This is a genomic window from Corynebacterium sp. A21 (assembly GCF_052266655.1).
GTDB lineage: Bacteria > Actinomycetota > Actinomycetes > Mycobacteriales > Mycobacteriaceae > Corynebacterium.
On the sequence record NZ_JBQPQY010000004.1, the window covers coordinates 227,057 to 249,002 of the forward strand.

Annotated in this window: 19 protein-coding genes; 12 read left to right on the forward strand and 7 right to left on the reverse strand. The window is 63.2% G+C overall.

From position 1 onward, the window contains the following. Window positions 1-131: 131 nt before the first annotated feature. The 5 genes from ACTU46_RS09130 to ACTU46_RS09150 all read left to right on the forward strand — a co-directional run bounded on the left by ACTU46_RS09130 (window position 132) and on the right by ACTU46_RS09150 (window position 7,219). Window positions 132-1,142 (forward strand): pyridoxal-phosphate dependent enzyme, encoded by a 1,011-nt coding sequence (locus ACTU46_RS09130; RefSeq protein WP_443381094.1) that lies wholly within the window; start codon window positions 132-134, stop codon window positions 1,140-1,142. After that, on the forward strand, window positions 1,139-3,964 hold the full coding sequence (locus ACTU46_RS09135) for an FAD/NAD(P)-binding protein (protein ID WP_443381096.1): 2,826 nt from the start codon (window positions 1,139-1,141) through the stop codon (window positions 3,962-3,964). The genes ACTU46_RS09130 and ACTU46_RS09135 overlap by 4 nt, the downstream gene beginning before the upstream one ends. Before the next feature lie 136 nt (window positions 3,965-4,100). After that, window positions 4,101-4,769 carry a Crp/Fnr family transcriptional regulator gene (locus tag ACTU46_RS09140; RefSeq protein WP_443381288.1) on the forward strand — a complete coding sequence of 223 codons (669 nt, stop codon included), beginning with the start codon at window positions 4,101-4,103 and terminating at the stop codon, window positions 4,767-4,769. Window positions 4,770-4,877: 108 nt separating this feature from the next. Further along, the gene (locus ACTU46_RS09145; RefSeq protein WP_443381098.1) at window positions 4,878-5,114 is read left to right on the forward strand and encodes a heavy-metal-associated domain-containing protein; all 237 of its coding nucleotides are present in this window, start codon (window positions 4,878-4,880) and stop codon (window positions 5,112-5,114) included. Window positions 5,115-5,326: 212 nt separating this feature from the next. Continuing rightward, complete coding sequence (locus ACTU46_RS09150; RefSeq protein WP_443381101.1) at window positions 5,327-7,219, forward strand: heavy metal translocating P-type ATPase; 1,893 nt, start codon at window positions 5,327-5,329, stop codon at window positions 7,217-7,219. Here the strand turns inward: ACTU46_RS09150 and ACTU46_RS09155 are convergent. Both ACTU46_RS09155 and ACTU46_RS09160 read right to left on the reverse strand, forming a co-directional pair. Continuing rightward, the gene (locus ACTU46_RS09155; protein ID WP_443381104.1) at window positions 7,216-8,220 is read right to left on the reverse strand and encodes an NADP-dependent oxidoreductase; all 1,005 of its coding nucleotides are present in this window, start codon (window positions 8,218-8,220) and stop codon (window positions 7,216-7,218) included. The two genes, ACTU46_RS09150 and ACTU46_RS09155, sit on opposite strands and share 4 nt — an antisense overlap. Window positions 8,221-8,422: 202 nt before the next feature. Next, window positions 8,423-9,967, reverse strand: coding sequence for a CitMHS family transporter (locus tag ACTU46_RS09160; RefSeq protein WP_443381107.1), 1,545 nt, complete (start codon window positions 9,965-9,967; stop codon window positions 8,423-8,425). 369 nt (window positions 9,968-10,336) lie between these two features. Between ACTU46_RS09160 and ACTU46_RS09165 the strand changes: the two genes are divergently transcribed. The 3 genes from ACTU46_RS09165 to ACTU46_RS09175 are packed head-to-tail and all read left to right on the forward strand — an operon-like array spanning window position 10,337 to window position 13,401. Continuing rightward, window positions 10,337-12,001 carry an ATP-binding protein gene (locus ACTU46_RS09165; RefSeq protein ID WP_443381109.1) on the forward strand — a complete coding sequence of 555 codons (1,665 nt, stop codon included), beginning with the start codon at window positions 10,337-10,339 and terminating at the stop codon, window positions 11,999-12,001. After that, window positions 12,001-12,654, forward strand: a complete 654-nt coding sequence (locus ACTU46_RS09170) for a response regulator (RefSeq protein ID WP_443381112.1) — start codon at window positions 12,001-12,003, stop codon at window positions 12,652-12,654. The genes ACTU46_RS09165 and ACTU46_RS09170 overlap by 1 nt, the downstream gene beginning before the upstream one ends. Window positions 12,655-12,714: 60 nt before the next feature. After that, the gene (locus ACTU46_RS09175) at window positions 12,715-13,401 is read left to right on the forward strand and encodes an NAD(P)H-binding protein (RefSeq protein ID WP_443381115.1); all 687 of its coding nucleotides are present in this window, start codon (window positions 12,715-12,717) and stop codon (window positions 13,399-13,401) included. A gap of 70 nt (window positions 13,402-13,471) precedes the next feature. On the opposite strand, the gene ACTU46_RS09180 is transcribed toward ACTU46_RS09175, so the two are convergent. Both ACTU46_RS09180 and ACTU46_RS09185 read right to left on the reverse strand, forming a co-directional pair. After that, window positions 13,472-15,241, reverse strand: a complete 1,770-nt coding sequence (locus ACTU46_RS09180) for a penicillin-binding transpeptidase domain-containing protein (protein ID WP_443381117.1) — start codon at window positions 15,239-15,241, stop codon at window positions 13,472-13,474. A gap of 136 nt (window positions 15,242-15,377) precedes the next feature. Then, entirely contained in the window at window positions 15,378-15,560 is a 183-nt protein-coding gene (locus ACTU46_RS09185) for a tautomerase family protein (RefSeq protein WP_443381120.1), read from the reverse strand. A gap of 161 nt (window positions 15,561-15,721) precedes the next feature. On the opposite strand from ACTU46_RS09185, the gene ACTU46_RS09190 reads away from it, so the two are divergent. Continuing rightward, entirely contained in the window at window positions 15,722-16,930 is a 1,209-nt protein-coding gene (locus tag ACTU46_RS09190) for a CynX/NimT family MFS transporter (protein WP_443381122.1), read from the forward strand. An 81-nt stretch (window positions 16,931-17,011) separates the two neighbouring features. Here the strand turns inward: ACTU46_RS09190 and ACTU46_RS09195 are convergent, their stop codons facing one another. Together ACTU46_RS09195 and ACTU46_RS09200 are read right to left on the reverse strand one after the other, a co-directional pair. Further along, the gene (locus ACTU46_RS09195; protein ID WP_443381125.1) at window positions 17,012-17,545 is read right to left on the reverse strand and encodes a GyrI-like domain-containing protein; all 534 of its coding nucleotides are present in this window, start codon (window positions 17,543-17,545) and stop codon (window positions 17,012-17,014) included. 100 nt (window positions 17,546-17,645) lie between these two features. Continuing rightward, the gene (locus ACTU46_RS09200; RefSeq protein WP_443381127.1) at window positions 17,646-18,182 is read right to left on the reverse strand and encodes a GyrI-like domain-containing protein; all 537 of its coding nucleotides are present in this window, start codon (window positions 18,180-18,182) and stop codon (window positions 17,646-17,648) included. 238 nt (window positions 18,183-18,420) lie between these two features. Between ACTU46_RS09200 and ACTU46_RS09205 the strand changes: the two genes are divergently transcribed. Further along, window positions 18,421-19,113: a glycosyltransferase family 2 protein gene (locus ACTU46_RS09205; RefSeq protein ID WP_443381129.1), complete on the forward strand. Its 693-nt coding sequence runs from the start codon at window positions 18,421-18,423 to the stop codon at window positions 19,111-19,113. 237 nt (window positions 19,114-19,350) lie between these two features. Here the strand turns inward: ACTU46_RS09205 and ACTU46_RS09210 are convergent, their stop codons facing one another. Further along, complete coding sequence (locus ACTU46_RS09210; RefSeq protein WP_443381132.1) at window positions 19,351-20,442, reverse strand: type I restriction enzyme HsdR N-terminal domain-containing protein; 1,092 nt, start codon at window positions 20,440-20,442, stop codon at window positions 19,351-19,353. A 189-nt stretch (window positions 20,443-20,631) separates the two neighbouring features. Between ACTU46_RS09210 and ACTU46_RS09215 the strand changes: the two genes are divergently transcribed. Together ACTU46_RS09215 and ACTU46_RS09220 are read left to right on the forward strand one after the other, a co-directional pair. Further along, on the forward strand, window positions 20,632-21,615 hold the full coding sequence (locus tag ACTU46_RS09215) for an MDR family oxidoreductase (RefSeq protein WP_443381134.1): 984 nt from the start codon (window positions 20,632-20,634) through the stop codon (window positions 21,613-21,615). Window positions 21,616-21,622: 7 nt separating this feature from the next. Continuing rightward, a complete protein-coding gene (locus ACTU46_RS09220; protein WP_443381135.1) occupies window positions 21,623-21,946 on the forward strand; it encodes a CHY zinc finger protein in 324 nt (107 codons plus the stop codon).

Here is a 21,946-nt window from a genome sequence, read left to right on the forward strand (position 1 = left end):
GGCGCAATACTGTGTCATCCCTGGCTCGTCCTCCTCCTGCCTCGGAACCCCGGAAACACCCTGGCTGAGTGAACCGAAGAATATAAGAACACCGGCACCGGGGCCGGCCCAAAACGGTTACTCTTGGGCGCATGAAGGCACCTGATGGAGCTTCAACCGCTGGTATCCGCGGCACGATTGGGAACACCCCGCTGGTGCAGCTCGAGCGACTCACGGCGCGTGAGGATATCAAGGTGTGGGCGAAGCTGGAGGAGTTCAATCCGGGTAGCAGCGCCAAGGACCGCACTGCGGCCGCCCTGGTGGATGCCGGGATCCAGTCGGGGCTGCTCACAGATGGGGTTAGCGTCGTGGAGTCCAGCTCCGGGAACCTGGGTATCGCCCTGGCCCGTGAGTGTCTCCTGCACCACTGGCCCTTTCACTGTGTCGTCGATCCCCGGGCGAATGTCCGCACGGTCGCCATCATGCAGGCCTTCGGCGCCACGGTCCATCTCGTTGAAGAGCCGGATCCGGCCACCGGTGACTGGCTCGCGGCCCGCCGGAACCGGGTGCGGGAACTGCTCACTGAACTCCCGGGTTCGGTCACGCTGGATCAGTATTCCAACCGCGCGGCCTTCCGGGCCCACTCCGAGGGGACCATGCGGGAGATCCTCGCATCGCTCGGGCATGCTCCGGATCTGCTGTTTGTGGCGATGAGCACCACTGGCACGCTCGGTGGGTGCATCAAGCGACTGAAAGCCGAGAACGCCCCGACCCAGGTTCTCGGCGTGGACGCCGAGGGTTCAGTTCTTTTTGGTGGCAGCCGAGGCGCCCGTAACTTGCCGGGGTTCGGGGCGGGTGTGTCCCCGGCTCTGGAGCGGGACGTCAAACCTGATGAGATCATCCGGGTCGCGGATGTTGATTCGGTGGTCGGTGCCAGGCTGCTGGTCCACCGTGAGGGGATTTTGGCCGGGGCTTCCGGTGGGGCGGTGATCGCTGCGCTCATGGGGCGGATCAATACTCTTCCGGCGGGTGCCGAGGTGGTCCTCATCCTTCATGATTCTGGGGCGGCCTATGTGGAGACGGTCTATGACGATGACTGGGTCCGGGAGACCCTGCACGCGGATCCCGCAGAGCTGGCCCGAAGAGAGCGGGAACTCACATGAGAATCGCCATTGTCGGTGGTGGCCCACGCGGCCTGTGGGCGGTGGAGGAACTGCTCGCGCAGGCAGCCGCCCATCTGGTCGATCTGGAAATTGATGTCTGGGAGCCTGGCGAGCTTGGCGCCGGCTCGGCTTATGCCACCGATCAGCCTGATCATTGGCGGCTGAATGTGGCCTCGAAGATCATCCGGACCAAGACGATGAGCTTCGATCGTTGGCGCATTGAACGGGGCGAAGAACTACCACTCGAGCCCTTCCCGCCGCGCTCCCTGGTGGGTACCTTCTTCGCCGAGTCCTGGCAGAACCTTAGGCCGCAGTTCCGCCACATTCCGCGCCGGGTGGAATCCTTGGAACCTGTCGGGGAGCACTGGCGGATCGAGGGGCAGACCTATGAGGAGGTACTCCTGGTCACCGGGCATGCCGCCGAGTGGCCCGGCGCGCTGACCCGTGGTGAGACCGTGGTCGGCGTCTATCCCGCCGCTGAGCTGGCCGCGGTTCCACCCGGTGCCACCGTCGCGATCCGGGGCACGGCATTGACCTTCATTGATGCCGTTCTGGAACTGAGCCTGGGTCGCGGCGGGGTGATGAGCGAATCCGGCTACCGTCCCAGTGGGCGTGAACCCCAGGTGATCTTCCCGTTGAGTCGGCGCGGCAGGTTCATGGAGGTCAAACCGGATCCGCAGGGCCGATTGGCACAGTTGGATCTGGCCGGGATCGTGACGGCGGGGCAAGCCCGGATCAGGTTGGCCCGTGATCTGGCGGAGCTGCTCGAGGTGCTCGCCGCGACGGCCGGGCAGCTGCTCGGCGTCGCGTGGGAGGGGCGTCGTCAAGCGGGGGTTGCCGAGGAGAGGGACATCCGCGCAGTGTTGGCGGGCACAGATGACAGCGGTGATCCGCTCGCTGAGCTGCGCAGTTCCCGTGATATCGCCGCCGGGATCGCGGAGCCGGGGGCGCAGTGGGCGGTGGGGGAGGCCTGGCGGCGGCTCTATCCGGCGATCGTGGCGCGGACCTCCTTCGGTGGCCGCGCGGACCTGCCGGGCTTCGGGGAGCTGGCGGCGCGGTTGGAGCGGGTGGGCTTCGGCCCGCCGGTGGTCAACGCCACGCATCTGCTCCGGCTTATCGATGCCGGCCTGGTGGACCTGAGCCGGATGAGCTCGGGCGGGGACGCAGCGGGCGTCGATATCCTGATTGATGCGGTCCTGGCACCGCCGGGCATCATCCCCGGCACGCTGAGCGATGCCCTGGTGCGCTGCGGCTTAGCGCGGCAGGGGCCGGGCCGCGGGATCGCGGTCGAGCGGAACGGGACCGTGGTGGGCCAGCGGCACCTGGCCGTGGCCGGCAGAGACAGCGAAGATGTGGTTTTAGGTCCGGATACCTTGTCCCGGACTCTTCATGAGGTGATTCCGAGGTGGGCGATGCGAGTAGTAGCACAGGCGGCTGGAACCGGGATGCACGGGACCGTGCCGTTGACCGGGCGGCTGGAACCCTGGGCGGTGACGTTGCTGGCGGATCCGCAGCGATGCCGTGATCTGATCGCGGAGTTCGGTTCCCCGGTCAACGTGTTGCGCCCGGCCCCGATGCTGCGCAATATTGAGGAGCTGGTGAGCGCCGGGCGCGATGCCGGGGTGGAGACGCGGGTCTTCTTCGCGCGCAAGGCAAACAAGGCCCTGACCTTCGTCGACACGGTGCGCGATGCCGGGCACTCCGTGGATGTGGCCAGCGAACGTGAGCTGCGGCAGGTGCTGGATCGCGGGATGCCGGGGGAGCGCATCATTCTCAGCGCGGCAGTGAAGCCGGATGCGCTCCTGGAGCTGGCGGTGCGCCATGAGGTGAGCATCTCGGTGGACTCGGTGACGGAACTGCACCGGATCGAGCGGATCGCTGCGCACCAGGGGCGGATCGCCCACCTCGCCCCGCGCCTGGCACCGGATCCCGCACACCTGCCGCCGACCCGCTTCGGCGAAAGACTCCCGGTGTGGTGCGCGGCGCTGTCCCGACTCTCAGCTGCGGTGGCGATCAAGGGTGTGCACCTTCACCTGCACGGCTATGCGGCCGCCGACCGGCAGACCGCCCTGCGCGAGGCCTTCGCGCTTATCGACGCCGCGACCGCCGCCGGGCAGCACCCCGAGTACATCGACCTCGGCGGTGGGGTACCGATGAGCTACCTTGACGACGCCGCACAATGGCAGGCTTTCCAGGAGGCGCGCCGGGCCATGATCGAGGGGGAGATCGAGCCCTTCACCTGGAAGGCGGATCCGCTGTCCAACACCTATCCCTTCCACCAGGCACCCACCCGGGGAGCCTGGCTGCGGGAACTGCTGGCCGGGTCGGCGACCCCGGGCGGGCCGAGCATTGCGAGGGAGTTCCTCCGGCGCGGACTGCGGCTGCACCTGGAACCCGGGCGGTCAGTGCTCGACGGCTGTGGGGTGATTCTGGCGCAGGTAGCCTTCCTCAAGACCCGGAGTGATGGCGTGCCGCTGGTGGGCCTGGCGATGAACCGCACCCAGTGCCGCACCACCTCCGATGACATCCTCGTGGACCCGGTGCTGGTGCGCCTCCCGGAACCGGCAACTGAACCGGGTTGGGGTCCCGGCGCAGAAGGCTTCCTGGTGGGGGCCTACTGCATCGAGGATGAGGTCATCGTGCGCCGTCGGATGCGCTTTCCGCAGGGGATCGCGCCCGGTGACATCGTGGCGATTCCGAATACCGCGGGCTACTTCATGCACATCCTGGAAAGCGCCTCCCACCAGATTCCGCTGGCCCGGAATGTGGTGCTCGCAGGGGCTGCGGCGGAACGTGTGGTGCCGGATGATATTGACCGCTGAGGAGGGGTCTGGGGGCTGTGGGATTTCGGTATGCTTCCTGAAAAATACCGGATAACATGGGATTATGTCCCAGAATCCGGTTCGTCCCAATTGTGCGCACCCGCATCAGTGTTCGATGGAGGTTCGCATGAAGGTGCTGGCACGCTCCGCCCTCACCAGGGATCTCACGCCGGAACAGCACCTTGACCTCGATGGCCACCTCAGCGCCTGGGCTTGGGCGGAAGCAGATCCGATCCTGCTAGCCGGGGAGGAATCGACCGGTAGCTATCTGGTGGCCTCCGGGCGGGCCCGAATCACCCGAGACACTGCCGACGGTCGCGAGATCACCGTCGATATCGCCGCGCCGGGCGACATCATTGGGCCGGTGCACACTGAAGTAGTACAGGCGGTGGATTCCGCCTGGGCGATGGAGACCACCTGCGCCCTCTTCCTGCCGGCGGATGCGCTGGCAGAGGTGGTGGAGAACTATCCGCCCGTGGCACTGGCGATGTTGCGGATGCAGCAGGGCAGACTCGCGCAGGCCCGGGAGCGGGAGATCAGGCAAAGCACCCGAACCGTGGAGCAGCGGGTGGCTGCGGTTCTCCAGAAGCTGGCGTTGAAGCTCGGGCAGCGGCAGGCCGATGGGGCCATCCTGCTGCAGGTGCGGCTGCGGCGCGATGATATCGCGGGGATGGCCGGCACCACGTTGGAATCCACCTCCCGGACCATGTCGAGGATGAAGCGGAACGGGTTGATCGACTCCGGCCGGGAGTGGGTGTCGGTCCTGGACCCGGGAGCGCTCGAAGCGCTCTCAACCGAGGAGTAGCACCTGTTCAGGGCTCTTTGATCCAGGTCAAGGAAGGGAGGCGAACACCGGCTTAGGGTCAGAGGTGTCAGCGAAAAGCAGCACCCTCCTTGAAAGGATCTGAGCATCATGAGCTCTCCCATTACCCTGAAACAGACCACCCTCCGGGCGGAAGGTTTTTCCTGCCCGAGCTGTGTAGCCAAGATTGAGAACAAGCTCAATGGCATGGATGGTGTGGAAGCTGCGGAGGTGAAGTTCTCTTCCAGCCGCATCCTGGTCTCCCATGACCCGGCCAAGGTCAGCATCCGTGACCTGGTTGATGCGGTGGCGGAGGTCGGCTACACCGCCAAGCCCTCGGCCTTCTGATTCTTGTCAGTTAACTCCATCAGCGCCCAGCCTGCCTCCGTATCAGCCCTACGGAGGCAGGCTGATTTGTCTCTATAACGCCTGTATCAGTACAGCTCAGCGGTCTTTGATCGGGGTCAAGGAACCTCAGCGGGATCCAGCTTAAATTCAGAGGTGTCAGTTGAAAGCAGCACTGAACCACAATGTGAGAATCACAAGAAAGAGGAAGAACCATGAAAACCTGGAGAACCTGGGGCGTGGTGGCCGTCTCCGGAGTGCTCATCATCGCCTCCTGGATCGTCGGCGCATTCGACGTCCAGTACGCCGGTGCCGCGGCAGATCTCTTCATGATCACCGCCGCAGTCATCGCCGGCTACCCGATCGCCATCTCCGCCTGGCAGGCGCTGCGCATCAGGATGGTCTCGATTGACCTGCTGGTCGTGGTCGCCGCCGTCGGGGCGCTCTTCCTGGCCAACTTCTGGGAATCTGCGGCCGTCACCTTCCTCTTCGCCCTGGGTAAGGCATTGGAGAAGGCAACCATGAACCGTACCCGCAAGGCACTCAGTGATCTAGTGGATTCCGCGCCCGAAACCGCTACCGTGCTCCGTGAGGGGGAGCCGGAAACTGTGGAGATCTGGGAGCTGGTGCCCGGTGACCTTGTCCTGGTGCGCAATGGCGAACAGGTCCCGGTGGATGGTCGGGTGATCGCCGGTCATGGTGGGGTGGATGAGGCCAGCATCACCGGTGAGTCTCTTCCTGCGGAGAAGTCCGAGGGCTCCGAGGTCTTCGCCGGCACCTGGCTGCGCTCGGGAATGCTCCGCGTAGAGGCGGTGGGTATCGGTGCGGATTCCACCTTGGCCAAGATCATCCACCGCGTCGAGGACGCCCAGGATGACAAGGCAAAAACCCAGACCTTCCTGGAGAAATTCTCCCGTTGGTACACCCCCGGCGTGATGGTTGCGGCCCTGCTGGTTGGTCTGCTCAGCCGCGATGTGGAACTGGCGCTGACCCTTCTGGTCATCGGTTGCCCTGGCGCGCTGGTCATCTCGATCCCGGTCTCGATCGTCGCGGGTATCGGCCGTTCTGCCAAGGATGGCGTCCTCATCAAGGGTGGCGAGTACCTCGAGACCGCCGCCAAGGTAGATGCCGTGGTGGTGGATAAAACCGGCACCCTGACCAATGGCCGCCCGGTGCTGAGCGACGTCCTGGTGCTCGACCCCGTCTGGCGCGAGGACGAGGTGCTGCAGCTCGCCGCCCGCGCCGAGACCGCCTCCGAACACCCGCTGGCAGAAGCCATCATCAAGGGCGCGCAGGAGCGCGGGCTGGTGGTGGAGCTGGTGGAACACGCCGAACCTGTGGTGGGCAAGGGTATCCGGGCCCGGGTGAATGATGCGGTGGTTGTGGTTGGTTCCGCCGAGCTGCTTGCGCACGACCCCGCCCCCGAGCAGCTCCTGGCGTTGAATGAACAAGGAAAGACCGCCATGTATGTCGGCGTGGACGGACGGGCGATTGGCATCATCGCAGTAGCCGACACCATTCGTGCCGATGCCCCCGCCGCTATCAAGGCACTGCAGGAGAAGGGCATCAAGGTCATCATGGCCACCGGCGATGCCGAGCGGGTCGCGCGTACTGTCGCCGCCGAGCTCGGCCTGGATGAAGTGCACGCCGAGATGATGCCCGAGGGCAAGCTGGAACTGGTCAGGACACTGCAGTCCCAGGGACTGACCGTGGCCATGGTCGGGGACGGTGTCAATGACACCCCGGCGCTGGCACAGGCTGATATCGGGGTGGCGATGGGAGCCGCTGGTTCCCCCGCCGCGATCGAGACCGCGGATATCGCCCTGATGGCGGACCGCTTGCCGCGCCTGCCCTATGCGCTGGGCCTGGCCCGCCGTACGGTGCGCACCATGCGCGTGAACATCGCCATCGCGCTGGCGACGGTGGCGGTGCTGTTGGCCGGCGTGCTCTTCGGCGGGGTGACCATGTCGATCGGCATGCTCGTCCACGAGGCCAGTGTTCTGCTGGTGATCGGGATCGCCATGCTGCTGTTGCGGCCCACGCTGGTGGACGCGGCGTCGATAAGCACAGGTAGCGAACCTGTGGCGAAGACGCCGGCCGGAGTTTAAGGCCGATCCCCGTGGCTCACCACGATTTTTCCCCGGAAACCACCGTGGAGCAGGGCCTGCAGTGCTTCCGGGGTTTGTTCGAAGGGGAGCACGCGGTCCACGATGGGCCGCAGCACGCCCTGATCCACCAGCTTGGCGATGGATTGCAGCTGCTGTCCCTCAGGCCGGGTGAACAGGAAGCGGTAATCAGCACCTGCGTGCCGGGCCTGTCGCCGGACCCGGGAGCTCATGGCACGGATCGCCAGTTTGGTGGCGACATTGGCACCGACCTGGGAGGCATAGGCCGGATCCGGCGGGGAAACCAGGCCGATGATGAGCCCTCCCTGCCGCACCACCTGCAGGGACTTCTTCAGAGTGATCCCGCCCTGGGTATCCAGCACCAGATCTATCCCGGTCAGCTGGGAGACGAAATCCTCACTGCTGTAGTTGATCACATTGTCCGCCCCCAATTCCCGGGCGAAGTTGATGTTCTTGGAACTGACCGTGGTGGTCACCCGGGCGCCCAGATGCTTGGCTAGCTGGATGGCTACCGAGCCCACGCCGCCGGTACCACCGTGGATCAGCACCTTCTGCCCCGGGCGAAGCCCGCCCATCTCCACCAGCGCCTGCCAGGCGGTTAATCCGGCCAGCGGCAGGGCGGCGGCTGAGAGCGTGTCCAGGGAGTCCGGGACTTCGGCGAGCAGGCGATGATCAATGACCGCGTATTCGGAGAAGCCACCGATCCTGCGTAGATCGGCAAGTGCGAAGACCTGCATGCCCGGTGTGAAGCGGGCGACCTGAGCACCGGTGGACACCACCTCGCCGGAAAATTCCGCCCCCAGCACCAGGGGGAGGGTGAACTTCTCCACCTGTTTGAGATCACCACGGCGGATCTTCTCATCGACGTGGTTCACGCTGGCGGCGGTGACCCTGATCAGTACTTCATGGGGCTGGATCACCGGCTCAGGGAGATCAACTTCCTGTAATTCTGAGCCGTAATGCTGGAAAGCGAAGGCCTTCATGGTGTGACTCCTTGGGAACCCCTCAGCAGAATCAATGATTCCGCAGGTGAGAGGTAATTTTTAAGGTCCTTGAAGTTGAGCATATGGAGTCCCGTGAGCTACCGCAAGTACCTCGGGGATCACAAAAATTCGCCGGACGCTGCAGTAACTGCAGCGCCCGGCGAATGTCCCTCATAGGAGGGGGTGAGATCAGCCGGATGTGTTAACCAGCGAAGGGAATGGAGCCCACCAGGACGCCGACAACCAGCATCACCAGGGAGACGAGGACGGCACGCCAGAGCACCTTCTTGTGGTGGTCGCCGAGGTTCACATGTGCCAGGGAGACCAGCAGCAGGATTGCCGGCACCAGCGGAGACTGCATGTGGACCGGCTGGCCCGTGATCGAGGCGCGGGCCATCTCCACCGGCTCGATGCCGAAGGTGGCGGCGCTTTCGGAGAGTACCGGCAGGATACCGAAGTAGAAGGCGTCATTGGACATGAAGAAGGTCATCGGGATGGACAGCAGACCCGTGATCACCGCGAGGTAGGAACCCATGGAGTTCGGGATGATCTGGGTGATCCAGGAAGCCATCGCATCAACCATGCCGGTGCCGTTGAGGATGCCGACCAGCACGCCGGCAGCCAGCACCATCGAGACCACACCGACGATGGAGGAGGAGTGGGCCAGCATCTCGGTGGCCTGGTCCTTGATCTTCGGGAAGTTCACTGCCAGGGCGATGCCGGAACCGGCCATGAAGACGAAGGCCAGCGGGAAGATATCGGCGACCAGCAGAATCATCACGGCGATGGTCAGTGCCAGGTTGAACCAGATCAGCTTCGGGCGCAGGGTGGCACGGTGCGGGTCCAGCATGGTGTCCGTCATGGCGGACTCAGTGTCCTCGTTGAGGGAGATGTGCTCGAGGTCCACGGCCTTGGCGGCCTCGCGGTCGTCGATAAGCACGCCGCCGCCACCCGGGGTGACATCATCGGAGTTGCCGCGCTTGGAGCCACGGGGGCCGCGCGGGGTGGTGCCGGCGCCACCAGTCTCGCCACCGGTCTCGCCACCGAAGCGGGAGGCGTCAACGGAGCCGCCGAGGCGCTTGCGCTCGGCCAGACCCAGGAACCAGGCGAAGATGAAGACCACCACGATGCCCACTGCCAGGGAGGGTAGCATCGGCACGAAGATATCGGAGGGATCCACACCAAGTGCTGCGGCGGCACGAACCGTCGGGCCACCCCAGGGAACAATGTTCATGGTGCCGTTGATCAGGCCGGCGACCACGGTCAACACCACCGGGCTCATGCCCAGGCGCAGGTAGATCGGCAGCATAGCGGAGGTGGTGATGATGAAGGTGGTGGAACCATCACCATCGAGGGAGACCACACCAGCCAGCACGGCGGTGGCAAGCACGACCTTGGCGGGGTCATTGCCCAGGGTGCGGGTGATTCTGCGGATCAACGGATCGAAGAGGCCGACATCGATCATGATGCCGAAGAACATGATGGCGAACATCAGGAGTGCGGCGGTGGGTGCCATCTCCTTGATCGCGTCCATGACCATATCGCCCATACCCAGGCCGGCGCCGGCGATCAGGCCGAAGATGGTGGGCACCAGGATCAGGGCGACCAGCGGGGTGATGCGACCGATCATGATCAAGGTCATGAAGGTGAGGATCATGGCGAATCCCAGAGCGACGAGAATGCCGTCTGAGGGGGTGTGGCTCAATGCGTACTCGGCGGCGAGTAGCGCGGTGGTGGGCGGTTGCATCCTGACTCCTTGGTTCAAAGCTTCGGTTGAGCTGCCTGTGGTGGATTCCGCTGGGGGATTCCTGTGGTGGAGCAGCTCTGGTGAGTGTTCCGAAAGGCTGGGGTCAGTCTAAAGTGGTGCTTGTCACTGTCCTAGCGTTCAGTGCGTTCCCTCACCTACTGTGCATTTACGCACTTCTGCTCATTTAGCGCAGTGAGCTTGTCCCGGGTGACGGGTTGTGCTGAACTGATGCCGCTGACGCTTTCCGAGACAATAACTTTCCGCAGTTGGAAGGGTGATGGCCGGAGCGGCTTCCGCACTCCTTGAACACCGCGCAGTCAAGCCAGAATCTGCTCAGCTCCGCCCCTCAGAAAGGACCAGGCCTCGATCATGCGCTTTGCCACCCGGGTACTTCTGCTGCAACTGCTCACCGTCGTCGCCGTCGTCGCAGTCAGCACCGCGGTGTACGCCGGACTGGCGGTCCTGCAGCTCCGACAGGAGGCGGAATCGGCAGCGTTGTCGATCGCACGCACCGTCGCCGCCGAACCGGTGGTCCGGACAGAGGTGGCCAAGGAAGCTACCGCGCCGACGAACCCTACCGCACAGGTACTGGCTGAGGGATACCTCCAGGAGTTCGCCCTCAGTGCCACCGAAAGTACCGGGGCGCTCTTCGTGGTCATTGTCGACTCGGAGGGAACTCGTCTGGCACACCCGGAGGAGGATCGCCTGGACGAACTGGTGAGCACCAGCTATGCCGAAGCTCTGGCAGGTCGAGAGACCACCGCCTGGGAGTCCGGCACGCTGGGGGCCTCCGCGCGGGCAAAGGTACCGATCTTCGCACCTGATACCCAGGAGCCGGTCGGCGAGGTCAGCGTCGGTTTTGAGCGCGCCGGGGTCTTCGATGATCTGCCCGGCATGCTCTTTGCCATCGCCGCCACCGCGGTGCTCGCCCTGCTGATCGGCACCGGGGCGGCGCTACTGCTGAAACGCCGCTGGGAACAGCTCACCCTCGGAGTGCAACCGGAAGAGCTGGTGAGCATGGTGCAGAACCAGGCTGCGGTGCTCAATGGCGTCGGCGAAGGAGTCATCGCCCTGGACGAGGAGGGCGTGATCCGGGTGGCCAATGGTGAAGCTGAACGGATGTTCGGACTGGTACATGCGGAGGGAACGCCCTTGGACGAGCTGGAACTCTCGGCGGATGTGGTCACCGACCTCCGCAATGGTCGGGCCCGGGACGGGGTGGTGGTGAGGGGTCGGGTGCTCTACCTTGATGCCCGATCGGTGGAGCATCGAGGTCACCGTCTGGGTTCGGTGATCATTGCCCGGGATCGCACCGACATCATGGCCCTGAGTGAACGCCTTGACTCGATCCGGGCGCTGACCTCGGCACTGCGGGTGCAACGCCATGAATTCGCCAACCGGATGCACGTGGCCGCTGGCCTGGTGGAAGCTGGCCGAATGGAAGAGGCCACGGACTTCCTGCACACCATGCGTGACCGTGGCCCGGTGGACTACCCCCTGGAAGGCGGCGAGTTCCTCGCGGAGCCCTTCCTACACTCCTTCCTCGGGGCGAAGTCCATTGAGGCCAGTGAACGTGGGGTGATCCTGCAGATCCGCGATGAGACCCTGGTGCTCGGTGAGATTGAGGGTGTGGAGGACACCGCGACCGTGCTGGGGAATCTGGTGGACAACGCCATCACCGCAGCGCTCAAGTCCCCCGAGCCTCATCTGGTGGAGGTTACCGCGATGGATGAGGGAATGGATCTGGTGCTGGTGGTGGCTGACTCCGGCCCGGGTATCGCTGTGGGTGTGGATGTTTTCAGCTCCGCCGCAGCGTCTGACACAGTTGAATTAGAAGATCGGATTCACGGTCTCGGTGTGGGACTGGCCTTGTCCCGGGACCTGGTGCGCCGCCGCGGCGGGGAGCTCTGGGTGATCGATCCCGGTGGTGAACACAATGGCCGGGGTGCGGTCTTTGGGGCGAAACTGCCCGGTGTCATGGCTGCCGTTGATGAGGCGGTAGCCGGAGAAAATTATCAAGCAGAGGAGAACTGATGGACCGGAGTTGGTCAGTGCTGGTAGTCGACGATGATTTCCGCGTCGCCGGGATCCACGCCGAGATTGTTGAGTCGGCACCCGGTTTCACCGTGCACGGCACTGCCCGGAGTGTTGCCGAGGCACACGAGATGATGACCGCGAACCTGCCGGATCTGCTGCTGGTCGATCTCTATCTCCCTGATGGGGACGGCATCGAACTCATCCGCGCCTTTGGGGTGGACGCCTTCGTGCTCAGTGCCTCCGATGAGGCTGCCACCATCCGCCGTGCTCTGCACGCCGGTGCGTTGGGCTATCTGGTCAAGCCTTTCCAGCGGCAGCTGTTGGCTGATCGGCTGGACCGCTACGCGCGTTTCCGCCATGTGTTGGCCGGCAAGCGTGGTCTGCGCCAGGAAAAGATTGATCAGGCGATGTCGATCCTCCACGGCCAGAGCGGCAGTATGGTGGCCGCCAGTTCGGCGACGGAACAGCTGATGCTCGAGGCTTTGGGTGAGGGTGAGCTGTCGGCTGCTGAAGTGGCGGAGCGCACCGGGGTGTCCCGGGCGACGGCACAGCGACGACTGGCTTCGATGGCCAGTCAAGGTGTGGTGCAGGTGCGGCTGCGTTATGGCAGCTCTGGCCGGCCGGAGCATCTCTACTCCAAACTGGCCTGAGTCCCGTTCTGGCCGGGCGCCGCTGCTGCGAGGCGGCGGGAAGGTCATTAGGGTGGGGCCATGACACACTCTGCTCTGAAAAAGAAAGTTCTGATCATTGGTGGGCACGGCAAGATCGCTGTGCTCGCCGCCCCGAAGCTCGTGGCGGCGGGGCACGCGGTCACCTCATTGATCCGCAACCCGAACCAGAGCGCTGACATTGAAGCCTTGGGTGCAACCCCGCTGGTGGCTGATGTCACCACACTCAGCCCAGCACAGTGGGATGTCCTGCAGGCCCCCTTCGACGTCGTGATCTGGTCCGCCGGCAACGGCGGCAAGGCCGGCCCCGAGGTCACCATTGCGGTGGACCGCGATGCCGCCAGCGCCTCGGTGGACTCGGCGGTCCGGTTGGGGGAGAGTGCCGGCAAGAAGGCACCGCGCTACCTGATGGTCTCCTTCGTCGGTTCCCGGTCCATCGAATTTCCCGGGGACAGCATGAGCGTCTACGGTGCCGCGAAGAAGGCGGTGGATGAACAGTTGCTGGCCACCGAGGGCCTGGACTACCTCATTCTCGGCCCCTGCATCCTGTCCGAGGATCCCGCCCGCGGGGCAGAGGTCATCGACGATAACCCCAGCACACCCTCCGAGGACTACACCTCCCGTGAGCTGGTTGCCGATGTCCTCGTCGAGATGGCCGGCCGTGAGCAGCTGCCTAAGAAGAAGCTCCTGGCCTTCCGGGACGGCGACACCGCGGTCAGCCAGCTCTAATACACCTGCGCTTATCGACGCCCACCGCGGCCGGCAGCCGCGATCCGCGCGGCGTCGATAAGCGTGCTGCCTAACGCCATTCCCGCATTGTCGAGTCCCGCAGGAAAGTACCGCTGACCTCTACCGCCGGGGTCGAGGAATCAGCCCCCTCAATGAAGGTGGCAAAGGCCAGGTCACCGAGAATGCCGACGAACCACCCGTGTGCCGGACCGCTGCTGGTTTCCGCGGTGCCGGTCTTGCCGCCCAGGCCGGCAATATCGGAGAGGCTGCTGGCGGTGCCGGAGTTCACGGTCTCCGCCATCATGGCGCGCAGCTGCGCCACCACCGTCGGATCCAGGGGGGCGGGTTGCTGATCAGCTTCCGTCTTCTCGCCCTGGATGAGATTCGGGAAGACCATCTGGCCGTTGTTGCCCAGTGAGGCCTCCATGACGGCCAGCCCGAAGGGGGAAGCCAGGACCTCGCCCTGACCGATGGCGGCCTCCACGCGGGCGGCACCGGGTTCGGTCTCCGGGATGGAACCGGTGACCGTGGTCATTCCGGGTGCGGTGAAATCCACGCCCAGGCCGAGACTGAGGGCGGTATTCTTCATATCGGCCGGTGCCAGGTCCTGGGAGATGAAACCCTGGGTGGTGTTGCAGGACTGGGCGAAGGCCTCGGTCATGGAAACCTCGCCGAGCTCGAAGTCACTGTCATTCGGGATCACCCGGCCATCGATTTCCGCGCTGGCGGGGCACTGCACCTGCGATTCGGGGGTCACGATGCCCCGGCCGAGGGCCGCGGCGGTGGTCACCGTCTTGAAGGTCGAACCCGGCGGGTAGAGCCCGGTCAACGAGATTGGACCGAGCTCATCGGCAGCCCCATTCTGCGCCACGGCGATCACCCCGCCGGTTGAGGTACTCATCGCCACGATGGTGGCAGGTTGCTCCACCGATTCCAGAGCCCGTTTCGCCGCGGTCTGTACCCCCAGATCCATGGTGGTGCGGATCGGCGCTGTCGTGGCTGGTTCAGCTTGGCCGAGGATGAATTCAGCTGAGGGTGAACCAGCGCTCAAGGTCCAGCCGGCATCAGCGGTGATCTTCTCGGACCAGTACTCACGCAGCCCGCCGTCCAATTGTGAGGCCGCATCGCGATTGGGGCTGAGCAATTGGCCGTCCTCCCGGAAGGACAATTCCCCGAGTGCTTCAAGCGCCCCGCTGACTTGCTCAAAGTCTTCCTCCCGCAGGGTGAACAGGCCCACCGTTTCGCCTTCACCCGCCTCAAGGGCGGCGGTGATGGATTCAGCGGTGGCCTGCGGCACCACCGGTTGGACCGCAGCGGCGATCTCCGGGGCCAGGGGAATCTGTTCCGGGCCTGCGGAGACCACGGTGACCGGGGTCCAGGCGAGGATATCGGTGCCATTGCGATCAGTCACCGGCACCGTGAAGTCACGGTCATCGGAGTAGGAGACGGTGCTGTCTGCGGTGAGTTCGGTGGCGAAGACCTGTTTGCTCCAGTCGATGAGCGAGGAATCCTGCTCCGAGACCAGTGCCTGACCGGAGGTTTCCGCCTGATCGCCATTGGGGACGGTCCAGGTGGCGTTGATAGCGGTGATCCCCTCGGTCTCCTCACCTGCGGCCAGCTGGATCTGGGTAGCACCGATGCCGGCGCGCAGCGCTGTGAGATCCTCGGTGGCCAGATCGGGGTCATCGGAAAGCGCGGCGGCGCTGGCATCATCGCCGGCATTGAAGGCTGCGATGAACTCATCAACCGGATCCGAGGACCAGGGCAGCGTGCAGCCGCTCAGGACCAGTCCGGCTACGGCGAGGGTGGCGGGGAGGCGGAGTCTGGCAGCTGCGATCATGCTCTCCAAGATAGGTTCCCCGCCGCCACGGGGCCACCGTTCGGGTTAACTATCAGTGAGGATAAATACACTGCTCAGCAAGCTGGGGCGCTTATCGACGCCGCGGTCTGGCACAGCTGTGCCAGACACCGCTGTCCTACTCGCTCTTGAGCGTGTCTCCCACCGCAAAGTGATTCGGTTTGACGGTGGTGACCATGACGCGCACCGAGGAGAGCGGGGCATCGAGGGCACGGGAGGCGGTCTGGGCGACTTCACGGATGAAGTTCTCCACGACAGCGTCTTCGCGGCCTTCGACGAGGGTGACCTGAATGATGGGCATGTGATGGCTCCTTAGGGATCGGCGTTCTCCTCCCGAGCCTAATCCCGGACAGGTCATGACCGGCGCCGGGTGAGACGGGCGTCGATAAGGCATGTGAACCCCAGCGAAGCTGAGTAGGGTGTCGATGACCCCATTGACCTGATCCGCACCTGAGGTGGCCCATGACTGACCGGACGACCGGCACCCCACACCGCCCCAGCATGCTGCTTGCCCTGCTCGGGGTGTTCTTCGTGGGACTGAATCTCCGTGCCGCGATCACCTCCGTGGCCTTCGTGCTGCCGCAGATCCGCTCCGATTTCACACTCGGGGCCACCGCCGCTGGGCTACTGACGACCGTGCCCTTGCTGGCCTTTGTCTGCTTTTCCATGCAGGTGCCGCGCTGGGGACGAAGATTCGGGACGGGCAGGCTGATCCTCTTCTCCATGATCCTGTTGGGGATCGGTTTCGCCATCCGGCTGGTACCGGTTGCTGCGGTGCTGTTCCTCGGGATGGCGGTGATCGGCCTGGCGATAGCCATCGGAAATGTGCTGCTCCCGGCCTATATCAAGTCGCGCTATCCAGATCGTGCCGGACCGCTGATGGGTATCTACACCGTCTCCCTGTACCTGGGGCCGGCGCTGGCGGCGGCCGGCACCTTGCCGATCGCCCGGGCCACCGGTTCCTGGCAGGTGGCGTTGCTGAGCTGGGCGATCCTGCTTTTAGTGGCGGTGCCCCTGTGGTTGCCACACCTGCGTGGCGTGCCGGCGAAAACTTCGGCGGGCGTCTCCCCACCCACCGCAGCCCTGTCGAAGCTGTGGAGCAACCCGCTGGCATGGTCCGTGACCATCTACTTCGCCGTGCTCTCCGTGCTTTTCTACACCGTCAACGGCTGGTTGCCGACGATGCTGCAGGACCGTGGATCTTCCGGTGACCTCGGCGGAAACGTGCTCACCGTGGTCAACTTCGCCGCTATTCCTTTTGCACTGGTGGTGTCCATTCTGGTGGCGCGAACTCATACCCAGGTGTGGGCGACTCTCAGCGGTTCGCTCTTTCTCGGTATCGGACTGGCCGGGATCCTCTTCGCCCCAGAATCGACCTGGGTGGTTTGGGCGATCTGTTTCGGCATCGGGCATGGTACCGCCACCGGGGTGGGGTTCTCCCTGGCGATGCTGCGCACCCGCACCGCTGAAGGCACCGCCGCACTGGGCGCAATGTCACAGACTGCCGGATACACGATGTCCGCGCTCGGACCGGTCGGCGCTGGTGCGCTCCGGGACCTCACCGGCGGCTGGGACGTGGTGATCTGGGTGATCATCGGGATCGTGGCGGTCCAGGCGGTGGCGGGAGTTTTCGCCGGACGCTCGGTATACGTCGACGATGCGGTGAACTGACACCCACACCAGATCCGCTCCACTCTCCAGCTCCAGCATCATGCGGAGCGGGGAATCCGGGGAATTTTAGTGGGAAACCGTCTAGTGGGAAACCGGGCAATACAGATCGGTCCGGAGCGTGTCGGGGTCAGTCTCCGGGGCGGGTTCGGTGACGTAGACCTCCCAGAAGGGGAGCTCGGGATGCTCGCCGGCATCGCCGATCGCTTTCATGAAGGCACCCCAGGATTCGCCCAGATTGTCGTAGCTTCCGATGCTGGAGACGCGGGCAATTCGGCCAGTGGGCAGGGTTGAGGATTCAAGGGTGGCGCCGGACTCAGTGATTATGGCTTCACGCAGCGGCTGATTGACCGGGATCCCCACCTCGAAGGTGGCGTTCTCCCTGGGCATCTCATGGTGGAGAGAGAACGCGGGGCCGGTGGGCGTGATTCCTTGGGCTGCCAGGAAAGGGAAGAGGGCACCGAAGGTGCTGTCAAAAGCGCCACCCATTTCAGACAGCGGGAGGTTGTCGAACTTCTGAACCACGGTCAAGATCTCTTCAGCCTCGAAGAACTCGACCTGGGAAGTTGCTTCTGCCTGGAGGTAAGTGGACTTAGGAGATCGAGCGGATTCAGCCATGTCGGGATCCTTAAAATAGGGGAGAATATCTGACCTTCGCCACGCTACCTTTTGGATGGGTTGGATGAGTCTGCAGATGGTTTCCCAGTGGCCGCCTGGGTTAGTGACGGTGATCGTGGGAGATACTCGTATAGAGGTCGGTCCGTAGGTTGCCTGTTTTGCTATCTGGGGATGAGACAGCCACATAGACTTCCCAGAGTGGGAGATCCGCCATTTTCCCTTCGCGGATCACAGCCTTAACGAAGGTGTCCCAAGCGCTGCTCAGGCCGTCGTATCCGCCGAGAACAGAGATGCGGGCTGCTCGGCCACCCGGCAGAAAAGAGTGTTTCAGCGTGACTCCGGAGTCCGTTTTCACATTTCTCTTGAGGGGTTTATCAACCGGCACACCGATCTCGAAATTCGCGGTCTCGCCAGGTATTCTGTGGTGCAGTGCGAACACTGGTCCGGTGCGGGAAATGCCCTCAGCTTTCAGGTGGGGGAAGAGCGCTTCTAGAGTGCTGTCGAAGGCGGCGGTCATCTCGGCCATCGGGAAGTCCTTGAACTTCTGGACGATGGTCGGGACCTTGGGGGCGTCGAAGAACTCGACCTGGAAGGCGGGTTCGGCGCTCAGATAGTGGGGGTCGATCGATGTGGCCATTGTGGGATCCTTAAATCACTTAACAATGTGTTCTGCGTCATATTACCCTTGTTATAATTTTATTGCTACCTTATTCGTATTACCTATCGAAGAGGCAATGTTTCACGTGAAACATCGGAAGTTTCCTGCGGAATGTCCGGGCCGTCTCTGCTGTTCCGGGGCCTGATTTTGATGGGCAGTTCCAGGGGATTTTCCTGGATACTTTTTCAAAGGGGCTGGTAGGAGAGGTATTTTCCAGATGTATTGTAGTGTGGTTATTCCGGTTCTGAACGATGCGCTACTGCTTGATGCCTGTCTCGATTCTCTTGAGGCGGGCTCTTTATTGCCTGGTGAGGTTGTTGTCGTGGATAATGGCTCCGTCGATGGCCTGCGTGAGGTTCTCGCTGCACACCCGGGGCTGCCCATCACATTGATTCAGGAAGTGCGGAAAGGTATTCCCTTTGCGGCTGCCACGGGCTATGGCGCTGCCCGGGGCGAGGTGATCTTGCGCTGCGATGCGGACAGTCTCCTCCCGATGAATTGGATTGAGGGGCACCTTGAAGCCCTGAGGATTGCCGGGGGAAAGGTAGTCGCCGTCTCTGGGGTCCCGCACTTCGGCTATCACTCCGGATGGATCGGCAAGCTGGCTGGCTTTGGCTACATCGCCCTCTACCGCGGCTGTGCCGGGGCTGCGCTGGGGCATGCAGCACTGTGGGGGTCCAATATGGCGATGCGTCGAAGCTGGTGGGAGCAAGTTTCCGGGAGGGTGCACCTGAGCGCAACGGTCCATGATGACTTTGATCTGAGTTTCAGGCTCCGGCCAGGGGAGCGGATACTCATTGACGGTGGCAGTGTGGTGCGGGTGTCCTGGCGGGCGCTCAGTTCCCCGCGTCGCTGGCTGAGGCAAGGCCGGTTGGCGCTGGGGACGGTCAAGGTGAATCAGGGTGACTGAGCCAGGGGATTCCGGGACGTGTTGGCCTGAGGGTGAAGGTGGAGAGCTTTAATCCTGGGAGCCTGCGCGATGTGTGCGCAGGTTCCGGGCCGGAGGGACCTGCTTCGCAATCAGCAGGCGAAGGCTTGGTTTCCATCCGTCCCGGCCAGTGTGAATGCAACGCCATCAGCTTGATCGGGCGGACACTGGTCTCTGTATATAGGGCAGCGGCGGAATCGCGTTGCAGGGGTATTTGGGTCAGTTGTCCCGTAATGACCGAATCCGGGTACGTAGCAGCTCTGAATGCTGATAGATATCCTCGATTTCGGCGAGATCGAAAAAGAGCTCCTGACGATCCTCATCGAAGATCCCGATGCGGGGCACCTTGCGGTCGAAGTAGAAGCGGGCAATAGGCTTTCGGTTATTGTCCTGGTACAAGATCGCGCAATAAGATTTTGCATCCCGCATGGAGATTTCAGTGGCCGGAACCTCGGAACAACCTATGGCCCGGACGATGGTGTGACCGTGGATTTCTTCTTCGGTGGTGTTGATGTCGCTGACCGGGGCTTCCTCCTCGGGAAGTTCTTCATTCTCCTGGGGTGCCGGTGCGGTTAGTGCCGGGATGCTGGGCTCGTCGAAGTCTTGGGCGGACTTCAGTCTCCGGTTGGCTTCGTCCTTGAGGTACTGCGATGCGGCGGTGCCCACCAGTCGGGTGAAGTATTCCATGTTTGCTGCGGTCATTCTCTTGGCGGTGACTTGGGCAGCAAGCAGTTTGACCCAGTCGGCATCAGGTTCCTGGAATTGGGTCGCAATGATCTTCTTCAGCTCCGCGATGTACTTCAGCTCTTCCGCGTTTGCTGCGAGCGCTTCTGGGTTGAAGTGCTTTCTGGTGCACATCTCCAGATGGGGGAAATGCCGAGGGTCAACGTTGCCGAGGTCGAGAGTCATGAAGGGTTTCTCGTCCATGCGGTTGGCGGCGTCGAGCTGGGCATAGAACTGATATACCTCGCCGTTGGTCAGAATCGCGAACTCAGTGTCGGTGACGTTGAAGTACCTGACCAGCTGATTGGCATGGTCCAGATGGAGGGGTTCGCCGATTTTCTTGCATTCGATCAGGAAGTGGAAGTCTGTGCCGGATTTGATGGCGAAATCGACTTTCTCACCCTTCTTCACTCCCACGTCGGCGGTGTACTCCGGAATGACCTCTCGAGGGTCGGTCACGTCATATCCGAGGACCGTACTGATGAACGGGATGATGAACGCAGTTTTGGTAGCCTCCTCGGTTTCAATCAACGGCTTGAGTTCGCGGATGCGAGTGGATAAGGAGGTGATGGCTTGTTCGATGGACACTTCAGGTTCCTCTGTCTTGGTTAACTGTCGGCGCTCGAAAAGGTATGAGCTTGGCTGAAGATTAACCTGAGATAAGGACAAGCTGCGTTAGGCATGAGACTGCTTGTTCGAGAGGCTCCCGGTTTCCGTTCCCCGGGGAGCGCATCCTCATACCGGTAAATGCCACAGAACCCACCTACACTCGGACGCATGACACACGCACTCATTGTGAATAAGGATGAATCCGGCAAGGCCAGCACTGAAGTCAAGGAGGTTGGCGAGGAGTTTCTCGGGGAGGGTGACCTGCTCATTGAGGTCTCCTATTCCAGCCTGAATTACAAGGATGCGATGGCGCTGGCGGCTGACCCCGGTATTGTCCGGAACCTGCCGATCATCCCTGGCATTGATGTTGTGGGTACGGTCCTCGAGTCCGATTCCGAGCGTTTTCAGGCCGGTGATCAGGTGGTGCTCAACGGCGCTGGGCTGGGGGAGAGCCGTCACGGTGGATACACCCAGAAACTTCGTATCAGCGCTGACTCGGCCATCCGTCTGCCGGAGACCTTCAATGCTGAGCAGGCGGCCGCCATCGGTACCGCTGGTTTCACCGCTGCACTTTCGGTGGCTGCGCTGCTGCGTCAGGGGGTGAAGCCGGAAGATGGTGAGATCCTGGTGACCGGTTCCACCGGCGGAGTTGGTTCCATTTCGATTCATCTCCTGCATCAGCTGGGATATTCACCGGTCGCACTGACCGGCCGGGTGGCGGAACACGGCGATTATCTGCGTGGTCTCGGCGCTACCGAGGTGCTGGATCGGGCCGCCCTTGGTGAGCCGGGTAAACCGCTGCAGAAGACACGCTGGGCCGGGGTCATCGATTCTGTCGGTTCCCACACGCTGGTGAACGCGCTCGCCCAGATTCAGTGGGGTGGGGTGGCCACCGCCTGTGGCTTGGCTCAGGGAGCGGATCTGTCGGGAACCGTGCTGCCTTTCATTCTCCGTGGGGTGCAGCTGATCGGTATCAACTCCGTGGATGCGCCGCTGGAACTACGTGAAGCTGCCTGGGCATTGCTGGCCGAGCAACTTGATACAGCTGTGCTAGAAGGCTTCACCGAGGTACTCAGCCTGGAGGAGGTTGCCGCGGCGGGCGCGGAGCTGCTCGCGGGCAAGCGTCACGGCCGCGCCGTCGTCAAGCCCTGAACCTGCCATGAATGAGGAGAACGCGGTGGTCCGTGGCACGGGCGTCGATAAGCAGGGAAGATGTGCGCATTACCATTCCGAGCGTGATGTCATCGCCAACCGCTGCGCTACCTGCGGGGATTGGTGGGCGTGCTTCCGATGCCACCGGGAGGGCGCGGCTCACCCCTTCGGGCGCATGCTTATCGCCCCCGGCCTCAAGGCCACGCGCTGTGGGGTCTGCGGCCACGAGATGGATTATGCCGAGTACTCGCGGGCAGAAAAATGCGGCGGGTGCGGGCATCCCTTCAATCCGGGATGCTCAGCGCACGCGCCGCTATATTTCGAGCTCTAG